Source organism: Brucella grignonensis (assembly GCF_002252505.1).
Lineage (GTDB): Bacteria > Pseudomonadota > Alphaproteobacteria > Rhizobiales > Rhizobiaceae > Brucella > Brucella grignonensis.
Map to the genome: position 1 here is coordinate 688,748 of NZ_NNRL01000163.1, position 18,351 is coordinate 707,098.

An 18,351-nucleotide genomic window follows, 5' to 3' on the forward strand; every position below is an offset into this window, starting at 1 on the left:
CTGAAAAAGGGCTGTCGGAATTATCCAGACAGCCCTTTCTCTTTGCGCAGATTTTTCTCACGCCTTTACACGCTGGCTCGGTGCCTGCGTTTCACTGTTGGCCCCTTTGGGTGCACTGTCGAGCCGCTTTAATCGCTTTTCTTCCGCCTCGATGTAATTGCGTGTTAGCGGCACAGCTTCCTGCTTGTGGGCAATCTGGATGTGGAAGACCATCATGTTCTGCCAGCGGAAAGCACTTTCCGATGCTGCCAGATAAAACTCCCACATGCGACAGAAGCGCTCGTCATAAAGTGCCTTGGCTTCCTCGCGCCGGGCCATGAAGGCAAGCCGCCATTCTTTGAGCGTTTCCGCATAATGAAGCCGTAGGATTTCTATGTCGGTGACATAAAGTCCGGCTTTTTCGATATGTGGCAGTACTTCGGAAAGCGCCGGAATATAGCCGCCGGGGAAAATATGTTTGCGGATGAACGGATTGGTGGCGCCGGGGCCGTCCGCGCGGCCGATTGCATGAAGCAGAAAAACGCCGTCTTTTTTCAGCAAACGTGCCGCGTGCTGGAAATATTCGGCGAAGTGCCCAACACCCACATGCTCAAACATGCCAACTGAAACGAGCCGGTCGAACTGATCATCGATATTGCGATAGTCAGTGAGCTGAAACTTTGCGCGATCTGCAAGGCCTTCTTCGACAGCGCGTTTATTGGCGATGGCGTGCTGTTCTTCCGACAAAGTGACGCCTGTTACATTGGCCTTGAGATAGCGGGCGAGATAGAGCCCCATGCCGCCCCATCCGCAGCCGATATCCAATATCTTGTCGTCTTCATTAACGAGAAGTTTCGCTGCAATATGACGTTTCTTGGCGAGCTGCGCTTCAGCAAGCGTCGCTTTGGGCGTTTCAAAATAAGCGCAGGAATATTGTTTGTCGGGATCGAGAAACAGATCATATAGCGCGCCCGAAAGATCGTAATGGCTTTTGACGTTGCTCGACGACCGAGCCAGGTTATTCATCTGCTGGAAGCGGCGGAACAGCACACGGAATTTTCCCGCAGCTTTCATCCAAGGTTCAGTGGCCGCTGTCGGCCCGGTGTTTTCAAAGACAATCTTGAGCAGCGTATAAATATCGCCATTGAGAAAATCGATTTCGCCATCCATGAAGCATTCCGCAAGCTTCAATTCCGGGTCGAATGCAACGGCACGCTCGGCATGGCGTGTGTTAAAACGCATATGAACCGGTTCACCGGTCTTGTCTCCATACTGATTAGCAGCCCCATCAGAGTCGGTAACCGTCAGGTCGCCGACTTTGATCATATGCGAAAGAACAGTACGCAGCATTCCATACATTGGCCCCATCTCCTTGTTGAGATTAGAGCAAGTGCGAACATCCATGCGGTTGCATGGCAGGCGGCTCGTTGTCTGGATCAAAGTACATCCCGAAAGTGCGAAGCGTTTTCGGATCAGATGCACGTTAAAACAAAAATTAGAGCGCCGTTTGTTCAACTACATCGAACAGCGCTCTGTCGCCGCTCTGTCATCAGATTTCCAGGCAATTTCCCTTGGTCAGTCTGTCTTTGGCTGGCCTCTGGCTATTCGCCTGAGCAAACGCGGACGTTTCCGTCTGCACCCTCTCCAATCCAATACCAATGAAGAGAATAGGCAAAATTTCTGATCTGAAAAGAGAAAATGCCCGACGGGGACCGCTGGGCATGATCATATAAAGTTTACCACCATTGGAAACATCGCTGAAGAGCATTGCTTCCCTGGAGGAAAGAGCGGGCAGATTAAGCCTGGTCTTCGCCTTCTTCGTCTTCGTCGAAGATTTCTTCAGCAAGCGGTGCTTCTTCGATGCCGTAGATGGCTTCGATCGAGGTCAGGTCTTCACCCTTTGCCTGACGTTCGGCTTCTTCAGTCGAACGCGCGATGTTTACGGAAACCGTAACAGTCACTTCAGGATGCAGCGTGATGACGATGTCATGTACGCCAATTGTCTTGATCGGCTGCTTCAGTTCAACCTGGTTGCGGTGCAGGTTGAAGCCATTTGCAGTGATGATTTCAGCGATGTCGCGGGTCGAAACCGAACCGTACAGCTGACCGGTTTCACCAGCGGAACGAACAACGATGAACGATTCGCCATTGAGCTTGGTTGCAACTGCTTCAGCTTCGTTCTTGCGCTCGAGGTTCTGAGCTTCGAGCTGTGCGCGCTGGCCTTCGAATTTCTTGCGGTTGGCTTCGTTGGCACGAAGAGCCTTGCCCTGCGGCAGAAGGAAGTTACGGGCAAAGCCGTCCTTGACCTTTACAGTGTCGCCCATCTGACCGAGGCGGGCGATGCGTTCCAGAAGAATAACGTCCATTTGAGTTTCCTTTCGAGATTTAAATATGGATTTACTGGTTGTCGGCTTCTGGAATTTTCGAGATTGGCGCGCCACGCGACGTATCGAAAAGACCAAAAACCATGAAGACGAAAAGCAGGAATGCGAAGAGGATGATCGCAACGTAAGTCAGCCAAAGGGCGACGGGACGCCATGGCTTGCCACGGGTACGCTGATGAAAAGTCGCAAGGCCGGCGATCATGAAGCCGAAACTCAGCGCGCCCACCACGACGGTAGCAATGAGACCTGCGGCGCCCGGCAAAAATGCAACCGCGAGTGCGACCGCAAAAACCAGAAGCGCCGGGCGCGGCATACGCATTGTCGCTGGCCAGTCATCACGCGGACGGCGCAGACGGCCTGAAAGGGCTGTCAGGCGTAGAGCCAGATAGAGATTGCCGACCAGAATGGCGAGGCAAGTCGCGGGCTGGATTGCTGGCAGTGCTACCATCAGAAGCGCACTGACACTCTGACGCATTTCATCGCTTGCGGTGAATTGCGGGTCGGCTTCGGCAAGGCGGTTAATCAGCGTGTTTGCGAGTTCTCGCGCCATATCTGGCCCGAAGCCCAGAATGAAACCGATGATGATAAAACTTGCAGCAACCATCAATGCCAGACGGAAGACGATATCCGAAAGCGGATACCAGACCATGATGCCCTCGGGGCCACCGAGTTCGGAGGCCGGGCGGGCAAGACCTGACAGATAAGCACCGATTGCAGCAGGCACGTAACTGGTGAGCGCCATGAGCAATGCGGCCATAGGAGCTGCAAAAATGCCGACCGCAATGGTGGCGGCGGCGGCGGCAACAAGCCCTGCGCTCGAACCCCAGCCAAGAGCGGCAACAAAAATAGGTAGCGGTGTCAGGAAATAAAGAACCACGGCCATTCCCGACTGGGCAATGACGCCGGACGACATCAATGCCGAGGCAAGCCCCGCCAATATGCCGACACCAATGATGGTTCCATTGAATTTCATAAACGCGCTGTCCTGCTCCGGCTATTCCGGTTTTGCAGTTAGAGGTGCGGACAAAGTCGCGTTCACCCCAACTTGGGATTTTGAGTGCTCCGGTCGCGCCCATCGCATCCGGGGATATCGTAAGGCGGCATAAGCTGTCGCCTTACGAAAAGTCTTAACTCAGATATTACTTCACAACGTATGGAAGCAGGCCGAGGAAACGAGCGCGCTTGATCGCCTTGGCGAGTTCACGCTGCTTCTTCTGGCTGACAGCCGTAATACGGGAAGGAACGATCTTGCCGCGTTCGGAAATGTAACGCTGCAGGAGCTTGATGTCCTTGTAGTCGATCTTCGGTGCGTTTGCGCCGGAGAACGGGCACGTCTTACGACGACGATGGAAAGGACGACGGGTTGGGATCTGATTGATATCAACCATAATTATGCTCCTTCGCCAGCTTCGTTGTCGCGTGGACGACGTGGGCCACGATCACCGCGGTCGCCGCGATCACCACGGTCGAAACCGCCTTCACGTGGGCGGCGTGGGCCGCGGTCGTCACCATCGCGTTCACGACGATCGTCGCGGCGCGAAAGCATAGTCGACTGGCCTTCTTCGTGTTCTTCAACGCGAACGGTGAGGAAGCGCAGAACGTCTTCGTTGATGCGCATCTGGCGTTCCATTTCAGCAACGGCAGCTGCCGGAGCGTCAATGTTTACGAGCGTGTAATACGCCTTGCGATTCTTCTTGATACGGTAGGTGAGGGGACGAAGACCCCAGTTTTCTACCTTACCGACCTTGCCGCCATTAGCTTCGAGGACACCCTTGTACTGTTCGACGAGAGCGTCGACCTGCTGCTGGGAAATGTCCTGGCGGGCAAGAAGCACATGTTCATAAAGAGCCATTGGCTTTGCCTTTCTTCTGTTACATCATGCTGGCACTAACGGCTAAGCCTCTGCGACTTCTCTTTTACCGGAAAACCGGAGAAGAAAGGACGCTGGGTCAAGACAATCGAGAGCGGAGACACGGGAGGCAGAAGCACTTAAGACTTCCACATGCAATCTCACTTTTAACAGTGAAGAAGACATGCTCCTCCGTTCAGCCCCCAGCTAATGCCAGCAACGAACGGGCGGCTAATACGTGTTTTTCCCCGGGTTTGCAAGTCGCATAACCTCGAAAAACCGACAAATACTTGACTTTTCAACCCATGCTGGGGCACATCGCGCAAAATTGTCAGATCAAGTGAGGCATTCATGGCAGTAGCATTCACCTTTCCCGGACAGGGTAGCCAGGCAGTAGGCATGGGCAAGGCTCTGGCCGAACAGTTCGCCGAGGCGCGTGCTGTTTTCGAGGAAGTGGACGCGGCACTGGGCGAGAAACTCTCTGCCACGATGTTCGAAGGTCCAGAAGACGTTCTCACGTTGACCGCAAATGCGCAGCCAGCACTTATGGCGGTCTCCATTGCAACGTTGCGTGTCATGGAAGCTCAGGGCTTTTCACTCAAAGATAAGGTTGCCTATGTAGCTGGTCATTCGCTCGGCGAATATTCGGCACTTTGCGCGGCAGGAACTTTCTCTCTGGCAGATACCGCGCGTCTCCTGCGTATTCGCGGCAATGCAATGCAGAAGGCGGTTCCAGTCGGTGAAGGCGCAATGGCTGCTATCATCGGTCTTGAACATAGCGATGTTGAAGCCATCTGCGCAGAAGCAAAGGCTTCCGGCCCGGTTCAGATCGCCAATGATAATGGCGGTGGCCAGCTGGTGATCTCCGGTTCCAAGGCTGCAGTCGAGCTGGCGGCGAAACTTGCGTCCGAAAAAGGCGCCAAGCGCGCAATCATGCTGCCTGTCTCCGCACCTTTCCATTCAACGCTGATGGGTCCCGCTGCTGACGCGATGCGTGAAGCGCTTGCATCTGTTGAAAAGCACAATCCGGTTGTGCCGCTGATTGCCAACGTGCGTGCAGCACCTGTGACGGATGCCAATGAAATTGCCGATCTGCTGGTTGAGCAGGTGACAGGGCAGGTGCGCTGGCGCGAAACTATCGAATGGTTTGCCGCCAATGGCGTCGCGACTCTTTATGAAGTAGGTTCAGGCAAAGTTCTGACTGGTCTTGCACGCCGCATCTCCAAGGATGTTACCGGCGTAACTGTCGGTTCGGCCGAAGAAATAGCTGCAGCGCTCGCTGCCCTTAATGCTTAAGAGGATCCGAGATGTTTGATTTGACGGGCCGCAAGGCTCTTATTACTGGTGCGACCGGGGGCTTAGGCGAAGCAATTGCGCGTGCTCTTCATGCTCAGGGCGCAATCGTTGGCCTGCACGGCACGCGCGAAGAAAAGCTGAAAGAACTGGCCGCAGAGCTCGGCGATCGCACTTTTATCTTCCCGGCCAACCTGTCCGACCGCGAAGCCGTCAAGGCTCTCGGCCAGAAGGCAGAGGAAGAAATGGGCGGCGTTGATATTCTCGTCAACAATGCCGGCATCACCCGCGACGGTCTTTTCGTGCGCATGAGCGACGAAGATTGGGATGCGGTTCTCAATGTCAATCTGACATCCGTGTTCAATCTGACGCGTGAACTGACCCACCCAATGATGCGCCGCCGCAAGGGCCGTATCATCAATATCACATCCATTGTTGGTGTGACCGGCAATCCGGGTCAGGCCAATTATTGCGCTTCCAAAGCAGGTCTCATCGGTTTCTCGAAGTCTCTTGCACAGGAAATCGCAAGCCGTAATGTCACGGTCAACTGTGTAGCGCCCGGCTTTATCGAATCGGCGATGACGGACAAGCTGAACGAAAAACAGAAAGAAGCCATCATGGGCAGCATCCCGATGAAGCGCATGGGTGTGGGTGGTGATATTGCTGCTGCAGTGGTTTATCTTGCAAGCGATGAAGCCGCATACGTCACAGGTCAGACCCTGCACATCAATGGCGGTATGGCTATGATTTAAAAGCCTTTTAAGGGCTCTTGAATCAGCATTTTACGGTATATAAAGTCTTAAAGTCGGGCTCTGAAAAGCAAAATGCGCTTTGCCTTGCTCAAGAAGCATGGTAATGCGCCCGACGAGAGTTTCGGCATTTCGATTGCGAGATGCCGTTTTCCTGTTCCGCAAGGAATATCCACAGGGTGATTGTCAGGGTGAGTAAACTCAAAACTTGGCAGACATCTTATAACTTGATTACAATCATGCATGCCGCTAACCAAGGCAGAGCAAGTTAACAACAGGTCGAGGTTCCGACATGAGCGATACCGCAGAGCGCGTCAAGAAAATCGTTGTTGAGCATCTGGGTGTAGATGCAGACAAGGTCACCGAAGGCGCGAGCTTCATTGATGATCTTGGTGCAGACAGCCTCGACACCGTCGAGCTCGTCATGGCTTTCGAAGAAGAATTTGGCGTTGAAATTCCTGACGACGCTGCAGAAACGATCCTCACGGTCGGCGACGCTGTGAAGTTCATCGATAAGGCTTCTGCCTAATCTGAGCTTTCGGGGCTGGGATTCTTTCGAATCCCGGCCCTGCTTGTCTTTTGGCCGGCGATTGTACGCAGCCCGTCTGGAAGACATGAATTGCCAATAGCCGGTTGTGGCTGCTGCAAATTGCAGTCCGGTAATGTGCCGGCAATCAAGATTGAGCATCGTCCGTATGAGGCACTCTTCGCCTGCGGGATGTCTCCAACGAAGTTTATCAAATTTAAGGGGTGGATATGAGGCGTGTCGTCATCACCGGTCTTGGTCTGGTGTCGCCGCTTGCTAGCGGTGTCGAAGAGACCTGGAAGCGTCTTATTGCCGGTGAAAGCGGTGCTCGCCGCGTCACGGAATTTGAAGTCGATGATCTGGCTTGCCAGATCGCCTGCCGCATCCCCCTTGGTGATGGCTCTAATGGCACCTTCAACCCTGACCTCCATATGGAGCCGAAGGAACAGCGCAAGGTTGATCCATTTATCGTTTATGCCGTTGGTGCAGCCGATCAGGCACTGGATGATGCCAACTGGCATCCGACAAGCGATGAAGATCAGGTTCGTACCGGCGTTTTGATCGGTTCGGGTATCGGTGGTATCGAAGGGATCGTCGAGGCAGGCTACACCCTGCGCGACAAGGGCCCGCGCCGCATTTCGCCATTCTTCATTCCTGGACGTCTGATCAATCTGGCTTCCGGCCATGTTTCGATCAAACACGGACTTCGTGGTCCAAACCATTCGGTTGTAACTGCCTGCGCAACCGGTACGCATGCTATTGGCGACGCTGCCCGTCTGATCGCTTTCGGCGATGCAGACGTTATGGTTGCCGGTGGCACGGAATCGCCGGTCAGCCGCATTTCACTGGCAGGCTTTGCCGCCTGTAAGGCTCTGTCCACCAAGCGCAATGACGATCCAACCGCTGCATCGCGTCCATATGACAGTGACCGCGACGGTTTCGTTATGGGCGAAGGTGCTGGCGTTGTGGTTTTGGAAGAGCTGGAACATGCTCTTGCACGTGGTGCAAAGATTTATGCTGAAGTCGTGGGTTATGGCCTGTCGGGCGATGCTTATCACATCACGGCTCCGACCGAGAGCGGTGAGGGCGCGGAGCGTTGCATGGTTGCGGCACTCAAGCGTGCAGACATCACGCCTGACCAGATCGATTACATCAATGCGCATGGTACTTCGACCATGGCGGATACGATCGAACTGGGTGCGGTTGAGCGTGTTATCGGTGATGCAGCCTCCAAGGTTTCGATGTCCTCGACCAAGTCGTCGATTGGCCATTTGCTGGGTGCAGCCGGTGCGGCGGAAGCTATCTTCTCGACGCTCGCGATCCGCGACAATATCGCACCGCCAACGTTGAACCTCGATAATCCAGCAGTTGAAACCAAGATTGATCTTGTGCCGCACAAAGCGCGTGAACGTAAGATCGACGTTGCCCTGTCGAATTCTTTCGGCTTCGGTGGCACCAACGCTTCGCTGGTTCTGCGTCGTTATTCTTAAGCGAATGAGCTTAAAAACCAATCTATTCAAAAACGCGGGGATTTCTCCGCGTTTTTGCCAAAATATAACCCGATGCAATGTTTAAACTTGATAATTGCGTTTAGTGTGATCTGACAGAATTTGTTTGATTTGTATGCTTTTTGCTGGGGGCTCAGGACGAGGTGATGGTGTGAGTTCAGAAGAAAAACCCGGAACCAATCCTGCCGAGCAGCAGGCACCAGCTGCAGTCACGCCTGAGCAAGCCACTGCGAGCAAGCCCTTCGTACCGAAATCTGCCTCTGAAGCTCTGCGTCCGGAACCGGGTACACCGCCGCCGCGCAAGCGCTCGCGCCATGCGCGCAGCCAGATCGTTGTCTTCATGAACTTCATGTTGTCGCTGATCGTTCTGGTATTGCTGGGCGCTTCTGCTCTGTTTTACTTCGGTAAGCTCCAGTTTGATTCCAAGGGCCCGTTGACCGCCGAGACAACTTTTCTCGTCAAACGCGGTGCTGGTGTTTCGGAGGTCTCCAACAGCCTTGAAGGCCGCGAAATTATCAGTGATGCGCGTATTTTTCGCTACGGCATGCGCGCCTACGGCCATGAGAATGATCTAAAAACCGGCGAGTATGCGATTCCGGCCGGCGCGACGATGCGCGATGTGATGGAAATTCTCATTAGCGGCAAGTCGATTATGTATCCGTTGACCATTCCTGAAGGTCTCACCGTCAAGCAGGTATTCGACCGCATTTCGACGGATCCTGTTCTGGTCGGCGACATGCCAAAGGACATGCCGTCCGAAGGTGGGCTGTTTACGGATACGCTCAATTTCACACGTGGCACAACGCGCGAGGAAATCATCAATCGCATGATTGCATCGCAGCAGAAGCTGATTGATGAGACATGGGCAAAGCGCCGCGCTGATCTGCCGGTCAAGGATAAGAACGAGTTTGTGACGCTGGCCTCCATCGTTGAGAAGGAAACGGGCATTGCGTCGGAACGTCCGCATGTGGCGTCCGTCTTCGTGAACCGTCTCAACAAGGGCATGCGTATCCAGTCCGACCCGACCATCATTTATGGTCTGTTCGGCGGTGCCGGCAAGCCTTCCGACCGTCCAATCTTCAAGTCGGACATCGAAAAGCCAACGCCATACAACACCTATGTCATCAACGGTTTGCCACCGACACCGATTGCCAATCCGGGTCGCGCAGCACTTGAGGCCGTGGCAAACCCGCTCGACACCGAAGATCTTTACTTTGTAGCAGACGGCACGGGCGGTCACGTCTTCGCCAAGACTTTGGCTGAACATAATGCCAATGTGCGCAAGTGGCGTGCGGTTGAGCAGGAAAAGAGCCAGCTACAGCAACAAAACACCGCCCAGTAATTGGGCGGTTTCTCACTTTGTGAATGCCGAAAAAAGGAATGTAAGCATGGCGCTCCAGAGCATGACAGGGTTTGCGCGCCACGCGATGCAGTATGGCGCAGCCAACAATGAAGCGCGCATCGTGTGGGAAGTACGCTCTGTTAATGGCAAGGGGCTGGATTTGCGCCTGCGTCTGCCGCAAGGGCTGGAAGGTGCTGAGCATGCCGTTCGTTCGCTTTTGGCACGCTACTTTTCGCGCGGCAATTTTCAGGCGAGCCTTAATGTGGAGCGCGCAGAAGCCCAGGCTGGCTTTGTCATCAATCAGGCGATGCTTGATGAAGTGCTGAAGCTTGGCGCAGAATTGCAGGCCAGACACGGGCTCGCTCCGGCGAGTGTTGACGGCATTCTCTCATTGCGCGGTGTTATCGATCAGGCACAGGTGTCGGAAGATGACAATGCGCGCGCTGGCCTTGAGGCTGCGGTGATTGCAGCTTTTGAAGGGGCGCTCAAGGCAATTTCTGAGGCCCGCACCCATGAAGGTCAGTCACTTTTCGCCATTCTATCCGGGCATGTTGATACTATCGAGCGTCTGACATCGGCCGCGCGTAACGATCCGTCGCGCAGCGTAGAAGCTATCCGCACTCGTCTGGCAGGACAGGTATCGCTGTTGATGGATACGGGACGTGACCTCGACGAGACGCGACTTTATCAGGAAGCGGCATTTCTGGCGACCAAGGCGGACATTCAGGAAGAGCTGGATCGGCTTGAAACGCATGTCACATCCGCACGCAAATTGCTTGCAGATGGCGGTCCCATCGGACGCAAGCTTGATTTTCTTTCACAGGAATTTAATCGCGAAGCGAATACATTGTGTTCGAAATCGAATGCAGCATCAATTACGGCAATCGGCCTTGAGCTGAAAGCAGTCGTCGATCAGTTTCGCGAACAGGTACAGAATCTGGAGTAACGGAAAATGGCCATCTCTTCGGTTGAACATGGCATTGCACGCAGAGGCCTTATGGTGGTGATTTCCTCGCCCTCAGGTGCAGGAAAATCCACAATTGCGCGGCAGTTGCTCAACGATCCGGATATGAAGCTTTCGCTGTCGATTTCCGTTACGACGCGCGAACGCCGTCCGAGTGAAATCAATGGCGTGCATTATCACTTCATCACCAAGCGCGAATTTGAACGGCTGCGCGACAACGACCAGCTGATTGAATGGGCGGAAGTGCACGGCAATTTCTATGGCACCCTGCGCCAGACGGCTGAAGAAGCATTGGCTGACGGTCAGGACATGCTGTTCGACATCGACTGGCAGGGCGCTGAGCAGTTACAGGCCAAAATGCCGGCCGATGTGGTGTCGATCTTCATTTTGCCGCCCACCATGCGCGAATTGCAGAACCGCCTCAACCGCCGCGCGGAAGATACGGCGGACGTGATCGAGACGCGATTGCAGAATGCTCGTTTTGAAATCCAGAAATGGGTGAAATACGACTATATCGTTATCAATGAAGACCTTGAGCGTTCCTATGCGGGCATTAAAGGGATCATCATTGCAGAACGCCTGCGCCGTGACCGCCGTCCGGGCCTGTTTGATTTTGTGACCGGATTGCTGGAGGAGAATCCCGGCGTTTGAGGAATGTGCTAAAACGGTTACTCATACCGTTCTATCCCAAACGGCCCGTTGTTCCTCTTTGACCATTTCTTCAGCGCTGGCGGGCCGCACTGTACGGTAAGACGGTGTCCCCGCCTCAATGACTTGTGCAATAGCCTCGATCATTTCTGCCGGATCATGCTGATGGGTAAGCTCCCGGACAGGCCAGTGCGCTATGGTGCGTGTATCCTGATCCCACCATTGGTCCATGCTTTCCATGCCGGTATCGTTGAAGCCAGTGCGAAAAGCGCCCGGATTCACGGTCACCACCTCTACGCCATAGGGCTTCAATTCTTCATGCATAGCTGAACAAATGCCCTCGACTGCATGTTTTGAAGCGGCATAAGCGCCGTCAAAAGGCACCTTTACCAAGCCTGCCACAGATGATGTCCAGACGATCCTGCCGGAACCTCGCCTGACCATTGCGCGGGCAAAGCCCTGTGCCAGTTCCAGTGCTGCAAATACGTTGGTTTCGAAAACGGAGCGGAATACGGATAAGGGAATCTCGATAATCGGTCCCGATTCCATGATGCCGGCATTGTTAAACAGCACGTCAATTTCATAAGTGAGCGCTTTGTTGCGGTCGATCTCGTTAAGCACGTCGAGCTTCACAACCTCCAGTGCCAGACCTTCGGCTTTAGCGGCCCGTCGTAGTTCCCAGACTTGTGGCCAGATCTGGCAACCCGCAATCACCTTGTGTCCGCGTGCGGCGAGCTCCCAGACAACGCCGCGCCCGAAGCCGGAAGCCGCACCCGTAATAAGAACTGTCTTGCTCATGCTGTTCCTCCTGCGATGGGTGTGTTTCAACCTTCTGTATCCCGGTTTTGGACGGCGGCACGGAGAGCTCGCGTCGTATCGCGCTCATGTGATCGCCATGCACGGGTTAGCTTGTCGAAGCTTCATCGAGCAGGGCGCGTGCCGCGAGTTTGCCAAGCGCGTTGCCCGCAAATGGACTGTCTCCGGTAAGAAGCTTGCGATCCTGATGGGTCATGCCGGAAATGTCGGTGTTCACGATCTCTATGCCGAGCGCTTTCAGCTTTTCACCGAAGGCCCATGTCAGATGGCCGGGCATATAGCCCATATCAGGGGTTTTCGCGTCGATGGAGTCAGGAAAAGCGCAAATCTTGTAACCACTATAGATGAAGCTGTCTTTTGTCTCGCCGATACCTGCTGCCAGGAAGGCTGCCGGGCCGTGGCAGAGGGAGATCACGTATCGGTCCTGCGCGTTGGCCCATTCCAGAACCGTCTTCACGTCCTTGCTCTCCGGTAGGCCGATCAATGCGCCGTGGCCACCGGGAATGAAAACGGCAATGTAATCATCCAGTCCATTCTCCATCACTTCGGACAACTTGAGCGGCTTTTTGAACTGGTCACGGTATTTCGCGAACAATCCTTTTACTTCTTCATCTTCAGACGGCATGGCCCAAAGCTCGAACTTGACCGGATTTCCAGACAACGTGGCGACTTCGAAGGAAAAGCCCGCTTTATCGAGATGATACATCGGCAATAGCGTTTCGACGGGATGGTTGCCCGTGGAGAACATTGTTCCGTTGTCAGTCAGCAAATAGCGCTCATCGGCGCCGATCATGAGCACTTTCCAGCGACCGCCCTTATAGGGGGTCGGATAATCTGCACCGCTTAAGTCAGATTTGGGCGACGTGAATTCACCGAGTGAATGGGGAGAGGGGAAAAATGCATTATCTTCGGCGCGATCAGGTGTCGGGCGCTTGTCGTCGGATTTGTGGTTGGCCATATCGTCCTCCGCTGTTTTGATGGCAAGTCCTTTAAAATTAGGAGGTACTTGCAAACAAACAAGGAGGGACTTCCCGCAGTCAATGCTGGCTCGGTGGCATGTCTTTCGACCCAACGGATTTTGAAAGACTTTTTGCAATTCTCTGGCGTGAAAAACGTGGCAAACCGTAAGATGATTGTACCACTTCCATCAAATTAGAGCGCGTTTCGATCTGATTGGATCCGATCAGCGCTCTAATAGGTCCTGACCCTAGAGTACGGGTGACTGTGAATAAAAGTAGTATTATTCCTGATTATGTTATCGCTATTTTTCACAACATGACTGTTGGAGAGCTACGATGCCAAAAGCAGTAATAGTTGGTGGATCAGGTCAGATTGGTATCGCAGTCAGCAAGCGATTGCTCGAAAATGCTTGGGATGTGACAGTTGTAAGCCGTCATGCTGTGCCGCTACCGAGTGGTTTATTTCAAGCTTATGCAGATGCACGTGATACCAGTGCGCTAACCAAGATAATAGGTGCAGATACCGATTTGCTATTATCTTGCGTTGCATTTGACACAGTAGATGCAGAATGCCTCGCGCAAGCAGGACGTGCCGCCGGACATATTGCAGTTATCTCCAGCGTCAGTGTTTATTGTGACGATTGGGGGCGAACGCTTGATGAAGCATCAGTTGGCGGCTTTCCGGTCTTTCCTGTACCTTTAACCGAACTCAGTTCAACAGTTGCCCCCGGATCTGCGACTTATTCGACGCGCAAAGTTGCTATGGAACAGACTCTTCAAGAACTTACCCAATGCCCGATAACGATCCTACGTCCGTGCGCAATCTACGGGCCTTTCAGCAAACATGCTCGGGAATGGTGGTTCGTGAAAAGATTACTGGATGGACGGACTGCTATTCCCTTGGCTTATCGCGGTCGAAGCCGCTTTCAAACCACCTCAGTAGCAGCAATAGCTGACGCAGTGCTGGAGGGATTTGCGGGGAAATTACCGCCGATAACGAATGTGTCAGATGCTAATTGCCCGACCGTTGAGGAAATCGGTCATGCAATCATGGGTGTAATGGGTGTGCGCGCAGAACTGGTCGGTTTGCCTGATACACGATCATATCCGCCGAAATTTGGTCGGACACCATGGTCAGTGGCTCGGCCGATGGTATGTGCTGCTGCTGCGACCGCGAGGAAGACTTACGCTGAATCTGTTGAGTCCACAGTACGATGGCTACTTGATCATGTAGAAAATGATAATTGGCAATCCTGGTTGCCGCAATTGGCAATGTATCCCTATGATCACTTTGATTATGAATTGGATGAGCAAGCGTTGCGTCTCAAAATTGCTGAATTGGAATAATACCGTAAGTCTTCAACAGGCCGATAGATTGCAAGCGCTGACAAGGCCACCAAAGATTGCGACGCGTATCGACACCATGCAGTAATCGACGCGTGATCAGGAAACAGTCAAGTGGACTAATTCCCCTGGACAGGCGCATCACATTTTCTAGGCGACACGCCTAATCCAGCAGGATCAGCAGGCCATCCACCATGCCAAGTACGAGGATAAGTGCACCCATGGTAATGGCGGTAACGATCAGCATACGCTTTTTCCGGTCACGCTTTTCTACCTGCTTTCCAGTCCAATCATAAGGCGATTCAGGCATTGGCTTCTCCAGATCGGAGTAATTTCACCGACTGCCTTGCCGAGTGCAAGTTTTCACTCAGTTATAGCGTTATCGAGTATAGGAATGGGGGTGGATCAAACCGCCGTGCCGCCCACAGTCACCTGATCCATGCGCAGATGCGGCTGGCCCACACCTACTGGCACCCACTGTCCGCCCTTGCCGCAATTGCCGCTGCCTGTATCGAGCTTCATATCGTTACCAATCATCGAAATGCGTTGCATGGCATCCGGACCATTGCCGATCAGCATCGCGCCCTTGATCGGTGCACCGATTTTGCCGTCCTCGATCATATAGGCTTCTGTGCAGCCAAAGACGAACTTGCCAGAGGTGATATCCACCTGACCGCCGCCAAAGGAAACGGCATAAATACCCTTCTTCATGGATGCGATGATCTCTTCCGGTGACTTGTCGCCCGAAAGCATATAGGTGTTGGTCATGCGCGGCATGGGTGCATGCGCATAGGATTCACGGCGTCCATTGCCGGTTGCTTCCATGCCCATCAGACGTGCATTTTGCCGGTCCTGCATGTAATTGACGAGCTTGCCATCCTCAATGAGCACCGTCCGGTTGGTCGGTGTGCCTTCATCATCGATGGTCAGCGAACCACGACGCTCGGAAATCGTGCCATCATCAACAACGGTCACGCCTTTCGATGCTACCTGTTGTCCGAGCAGCCCTGCAAAGGCCGAAGTCTTCTTGCGATTGAAATCACCTTCAAGGCCATGGCCCACAGCTTCGTGTAGCATCACACCCGGCCAACCGTTGCCGAGAACGATGTCGTAAGTGCCAGCAGGAGCGGGGATTGCTTCGAGATTGACGAGCGCCTGACGCAGGGCTTCGTCTGCTACGCTCTGCCAGCTTTCAGTGGTGATGAAATCGCCAAAGCCCTTGCGCCCGCCAAGCGTATGCGAGCCGGATTCCTGGCGGTCGCCGTTGCCTGCAACGACGGACACGCTGAGCCGCACCATTGGGCGGATATCGCGGACGAAATGACCATCGGCACGTAGAATCTCAACCTGTTGCCATGAGCCAGCGATTGAGACAGAAACCTGCCGCACCTTCGGGTCTTTAGCGCGCAGATAAGCATCGATCTTCTGCAGAAGCTGAACTTTTGCATCAAATGTCGGCGAGCCGATTGGGTTCTCATCTGTATAAAGATGACGATTGGTGCCAGCGGGCGCTGCCGCATAGCTACCGCTGTGACCGCTTAGTGTGGCTGAAACAGCATCGGAAGCGCGCTTGAGAGCAGCAAGCGACAGATCGCCTGCATGAGCATAGCCTATGGCTTCACCTGCAACTGCGCGCAGGCCGAAACCTTGATCCTGATTGAACGAGCCGGTCTTGAGGCGTCCATTGTCGAAGACAAGCGCTTCCGCCTCGCGATACTCCATGAAGAGTTCGCCATCATCGCTGCCTTTCAGGCTCTGCGAAACAAGGCGTTCGATATCGTCACGGTTGGCGTCAAAGCTATCAATCAGGCTCTTCATAAAAATAATCCTGCGGCATGTGTTTGCCACAGGATGTAAGCGCTAAATCGGTTGAGAACAACCTTGAGATTATGGCAAAGCGTCGAAGCCTTCACCAAACCCTTTCAGATCTACGGGAATACCGACGCCTTCTTCCGGTGTCTGGAAGACGATGAAGGTCGCAGATTTGCCATTGCGGAAGGTGTTGAGCAGCTCGTCTTCAAGGATAACTTCTGCGTAGCAGCCATCTTCAAAGCAACGCACGAAATAGGCGCGGCCGATATCCTTGCCGTCAACATTGAGGCCGAGACCGTTTGGCAACAGCACGCCAAGCGGCGCCAGAACACGCAAAATGCGCGCCTTGTTGTCAGCCGTCTTGAGGACAACGACCGAAAGGCCGAGTTCAGGACGCTTGGCGGCAACCACATTCTGAATGAGCGCGCATTGCTCGGTCTTGGCACCAGCCGGCGTGTCGCACAGGATCGCCCATGCGCCATGCTGCGACTTGAGCGTGCCACTTTGCTGCGGTGTCGCAGATGATTGCGACTGCGACGGTGCCTGTGTTGGTGCCGGAAGCTGCGTCGGTGTTTCCTGCGCGGCGGACGGCATTGTTGCAGCGGCGAATACCACAGCTGCACCCGTTGTGAGGAGGGCTAAGCGCTGGAAAAACGAGCGGCGGGCGGATGTACGGAAAATCATGAAATCTCCAGATCGAATCACCGGGACGTTACCCTCCGAAACAGGCGGTGAAAAGCTATTGTCGCTTCCGAGCCATCATTAGAGTGTGATACCGGCATTGCATCCCAGATGCATCCCCGGCAGTTGCATCCATTATCACGCGGCACGTTAGAGGAAACCTCTTGCTAAATCATGGCTTCATTATGTGTTTCTGTGGTTTTTCCCAAGTTTTCCCAAGCTTAGCTAGTGTGGCGAATCCGAAATTCGTATCACTCTGAAGCGAGATTACGAACGAATTTCGGATTCAAAGCCACACTGGTCGCCTATCGAATCTAGTGTGGTTTGCGGATTTGAAGTTCCTGAACGCAGATGCCATCCAAATGATAGGAACTTCAAATCCACCACACTAGCGCCTGTAAAGCTTTCTTGAATGGGCGGGATGCGTGGCTCTGACGCAGGGTTGCGCGCAAAAATGCCGCACAGGAACATATTCGCCTTCCTTGCGGTGTGCGTTAAGGTGTGGTTTGAACGCTGACGGGGGATACGGCCGTCTAAACGTCCGGCGTCCAGCCTGAAAGGGCGAAAAGGGAGAGAGTTCTGGTGGATAAAATTGTTGCCACAACGAGGGGTGCCGTCGTTGGTGCTTTCGCATTGCTGTGGACGAGCGGTGCCGCTTTTGCGGATCAGCCGCGTCCATGGGAGATAAGATTTCAAGAAGCTGCGACGGGTATTGCCGAGCAGATTCATTGGTTTGAGCGCTATACGCTCTGGTTTATCATTCCGATCACATTGCTGGTTCTGGCTTTGCTTGTTTGGTGCGTGATCAAGTTCCGCGCGAGCGCAAATCCGAACCCATCCAAGACCAGCCACAATACGGCGGTTGAAGTGGTCTGGACCGTGGGTCCAGTGATCATTCTGCTGTTCCTGGCAGTGCCGTCATTTCAGCTTTTGACAGCACAATATTCACCGCAGGATCCGACGCTGACGGTCAAGGCTACCGGTTATCAGTGGTACTGGGGTTACGAGTATCAGACCGAAACACCAGTCAGCTTTGATTCGCTCATTCTCAAGGACGCGGACCGTGCAGCTGCCGGCAAGGAAGACCGCGCTCGTTATCCGCGTCTTTTAACTGTCGACAATGAAGTCGTCGTGCCGATTGGCGAGACAGTGCGTCTTCTGGTAACAGCTGCCGATGTGATCCATTCATGGACCATTCCGGCCTTTGGTGTGAAAATGGACGCCGTACCGGGCCGTATCAACGAAGCTTGGTTCAAAGCTGACAAGGAAGGCCTCTATTATGGCCAGTGTTCCGAGCTTTGCGGCAAGGACCATGCCTTTATGCCAATCGCCGTTCGTGTCGTCTCGAAAGAGCAGTACAACACATGGCTGACGGCAGCCGCCTCGGATGTTCCGGGTGCGAACAAGGCGCTTCAGGCTGAGCTTGAAGGCGATGCAAACGATAAAGTGGCTGCGGCGGGTCTTTAAAGACTTCGATACGCAAGACTGTTGAAAAAC

The 18,351-nt window shown here is 53.8% G+C and carries 19 protein-coding genes; 9 read left to right on the forward strand and 10 right to left on the reverse strand.

Annotation, left to right across the window (positions count from 1 at the left end):
• Positions 1-57 precede the first annotated feature (57 nt).
• The 5 genes from CEV33_RS17105 to rpsF all read right to left on the reverse strand — a co-directional run bounded on the left by CEV33_RS17105 (position 58) and on the right by rpsF (position 4,215).
• Positions 58-1,338 carry an SAM-dependent methyltransferase gene (locus CEV33_RS17105; protein WP_094541592.1) on the reverse strand — a complete coding sequence of 427 codons (1,281 nt, stop codon included), beginning with the start codon at positions 1,336-1,338 and terminating at the stop codon, positions 58-60.
• 437 nt (positions 1,339-1,775) lie between these two features.
• A complete protein-coding gene (rplI, locus tag CEV33_RS17115; RefSeq protein WP_094541594.1) occupies positions 1,776-2,345 on the reverse strand; it encodes a 50S ribosomal protein L9 in 570 nt (189 codons plus the stop codon).
• A gap of 31 nt (positions 2,346-2,376) precedes the next feature.
• Positions 2,377-3,336: a DUF2232 domain-containing protein gene (locus CEV33_RS17120; RefSeq protein WP_094541595.1), complete on the reverse strand. Its 960-nt coding sequence runs from the start codon at positions 3,334-3,336 to the stop codon at positions 2,377-2,379.
• Between the two features lie 166 nt (positions 3,337-3,502).
• Positions 3,503-3,751: a 30S ribosomal protein S18 gene (gene rpsR, locus CEV33_RS17125; RefSeq protein WP_006466219.1), complete on the reverse strand. Its 249-nt coding sequence runs from the start codon at positions 3,749-3,751 to the stop codon at positions 3,503-3,505.
• A 2-nt stretch (positions 3,752-3,753) separates the two neighbouring features.
• Complete coding sequence (gene rpsF / locus CEV33_RS17130) at positions 3,754-4,215, reverse strand: 30S ribosomal protein S6 (RefSeq protein ID WP_094541596.1); 462 nt, start codon at positions 4,213-4,215, stop codon at positions 3,754-3,756.
• 348 nt (positions 4,216-4,563) lie between these two features.
• Between rpsF and fabD the strand changes: the two genes are divergently transcribed.
• The 7 genes from fabD (at position 4,564) to gmk (ending at position 11,245) form a co-directional block, all read left to right on the forward strand.
• On the forward strand, positions 4,564-5,508 hold the full coding sequence (gene fabD, locus CEV33_RS17140; protein ID WP_094541597.1) for an ACP S-malonyltransferase: 945 nt from the start codon (positions 4,564-4,566) through the stop codon (positions 5,506-5,508).
• 11 nt (positions 5,509-5,519) lie between these two features.
• Positions 5,520-6,257: a 3-oxoacyl-[acyl-carrier-protein] reductase gene (gene fabG / locus CEV33_RS17145; protein ID WP_024896183.1), complete on the forward strand. Its 738-nt coding sequence runs from the start codon at positions 5,520-5,522 to the stop codon at positions 6,255-6,257.
• 289 nt (positions 6,258-6,546) lie between these two features.
• Positions 6,547-6,783 carry an acyl carrier protein gene (locus CEV33_RS17155; protein ID WP_002963616.1) on the forward strand — a complete coding sequence of 79 codons (237 nt, stop codon included), beginning with the start codon at positions 6,547-6,549 and terminating at the stop codon, positions 6,781-6,783.
• Between the two features lie 227 nt (positions 6,784-7,010).
• Positions 7,011-8,270, forward strand: a complete 1,260-nt coding sequence (fabF, locus tag CEV33_RS17160; RefSeq protein WP_094541599.1) for a beta-ketoacyl-ACP synthase II — start codon at positions 7,011-7,013, stop codon at positions 8,268-8,270.
• 169 nt (positions 8,271-8,439) lie between these two features.
• Positions 8,440-9,630: an endolytic transglycosylase MltG gene (mltG, locus tag CEV33_RS17165; protein WP_094541764.1), complete on the forward strand. Its 1,191-nt coding sequence runs from the start codon at positions 8,440-8,442 to the stop codon at positions 9,628-9,630.
• 46 nt (positions 9,631-9,676) lie between these two features.
• Entirely contained in the window at positions 9,677-10,576 is a 900-nt protein-coding gene (locus CEV33_RS17170; protein ID WP_094541600.1) for a YicC/YloC family endoribonuclease, read from the forward strand.
• 6 nt (positions 10,577-10,582) lie between these two features.
• Positions 10,583-11,245 (forward strand): guanylate kinase, encoded by a 663-nt coding sequence (gmk, locus tag CEV33_RS17175; RefSeq protein WP_094541601.1) that lies wholly within the window; start codon positions 10,583-10,585, stop codon positions 11,243-11,245.
• A 21-nt stretch (positions 11,246-11,266) separates the two neighbouring features.
• Here the strand turns inward: gmk and CEV33_RS17180 are convergent, their stop codons facing one another.
• Positions 11,267-12,040: an SDR family oxidoreductase gene (locus CEV33_RS17180; protein ID WP_094541602.1), complete on the reverse strand. Its 774-nt coding sequence runs from the start codon at positions 12,038-12,040 to the stop codon at positions 11,267-11,269.
• 106 nt (positions 12,041-12,146) lie between these two features.
• Positions 12,147-13,016: a glyoxalase III HchA gene (gene hchA / locus CEV33_RS17185; RefSeq protein ID WP_094541603.1), complete on the reverse strand. Its 870-nt coding sequence runs from the start codon at positions 13,014-13,016 to the stop codon at positions 12,147-12,149.
• Between the two features lie 337 nt (positions 13,017-13,353).
• Here hchA and CEV33_RS17190 point away from each other — a divergent pair, with 337 nt between their 5' ends.
• Entirely contained in the window at positions 13,354-14,364 is a 1,011-nt protein-coding gene (locus CEV33_RS17190; RefSeq protein ID WP_094541604.1) for an NAD-dependent epimerase/dehydratase family protein, read from the forward strand.
• Between the two features lie 160 nt (positions 14,365-14,524).
• On the opposite strand, the gene CEV33_RS24020 is transcribed toward CEV33_RS17190, so the two are convergent.
• The 3 genes from CEV33_RS24020 to CEV33_RS17200 all read right to left on the reverse strand — a co-directional run bounded on the left by CEV33_RS24020 (position 14,525) and on the right by CEV33_RS17200 (position 16,857).
• A complete protein-coding gene (locus tag CEV33_RS24020; RefSeq protein WP_167388174.1) occupies positions 14,525-14,671 on the reverse strand; it encodes a hypothetical protein in 147 nt (48 codons plus the stop codon).
• Positions 14,672-14,766: 95 nt separating this feature from the next.
• Entirely contained in the window at positions 14,767-16,179 is a 1,413-nt protein-coding gene (tldD, locus tag CEV33_RS17195; protein WP_094541605.1) for a metalloprotease TldD, read from the reverse strand.
• A 69-nt stretch (positions 16,180-16,248) separates the two neighbouring features.
• Positions 16,249-16,857 carry an invasion associated locus B family protein gene (locus CEV33_RS17200; RefSeq protein WP_094541606.1) on the reverse strand — a complete coding sequence of 203 codons (609 nt, stop codon included), beginning with the start codon at positions 16,855-16,857 and terminating at the stop codon, positions 16,249-16,251.
• 579 nt (positions 16,858-17,436) lie between these two features.
• Between CEV33_RS17200 and coxB the strand changes: the two genes are divergently transcribed.
• The gene (coxB, locus tag CEV33_RS17205; RefSeq protein WP_094541607.1) at positions 17,437-18,321 is read left to right on the forward strand and encodes a cytochrome c oxidase subunit II; all 885 of its coding nucleotides are present in this window, start codon (positions 17,437-17,439) and stop codon (positions 18,319-18,321) included.
• The last annotated feature ends 30 nt before the right edge of the window (positions 18,322-18,351 follow it).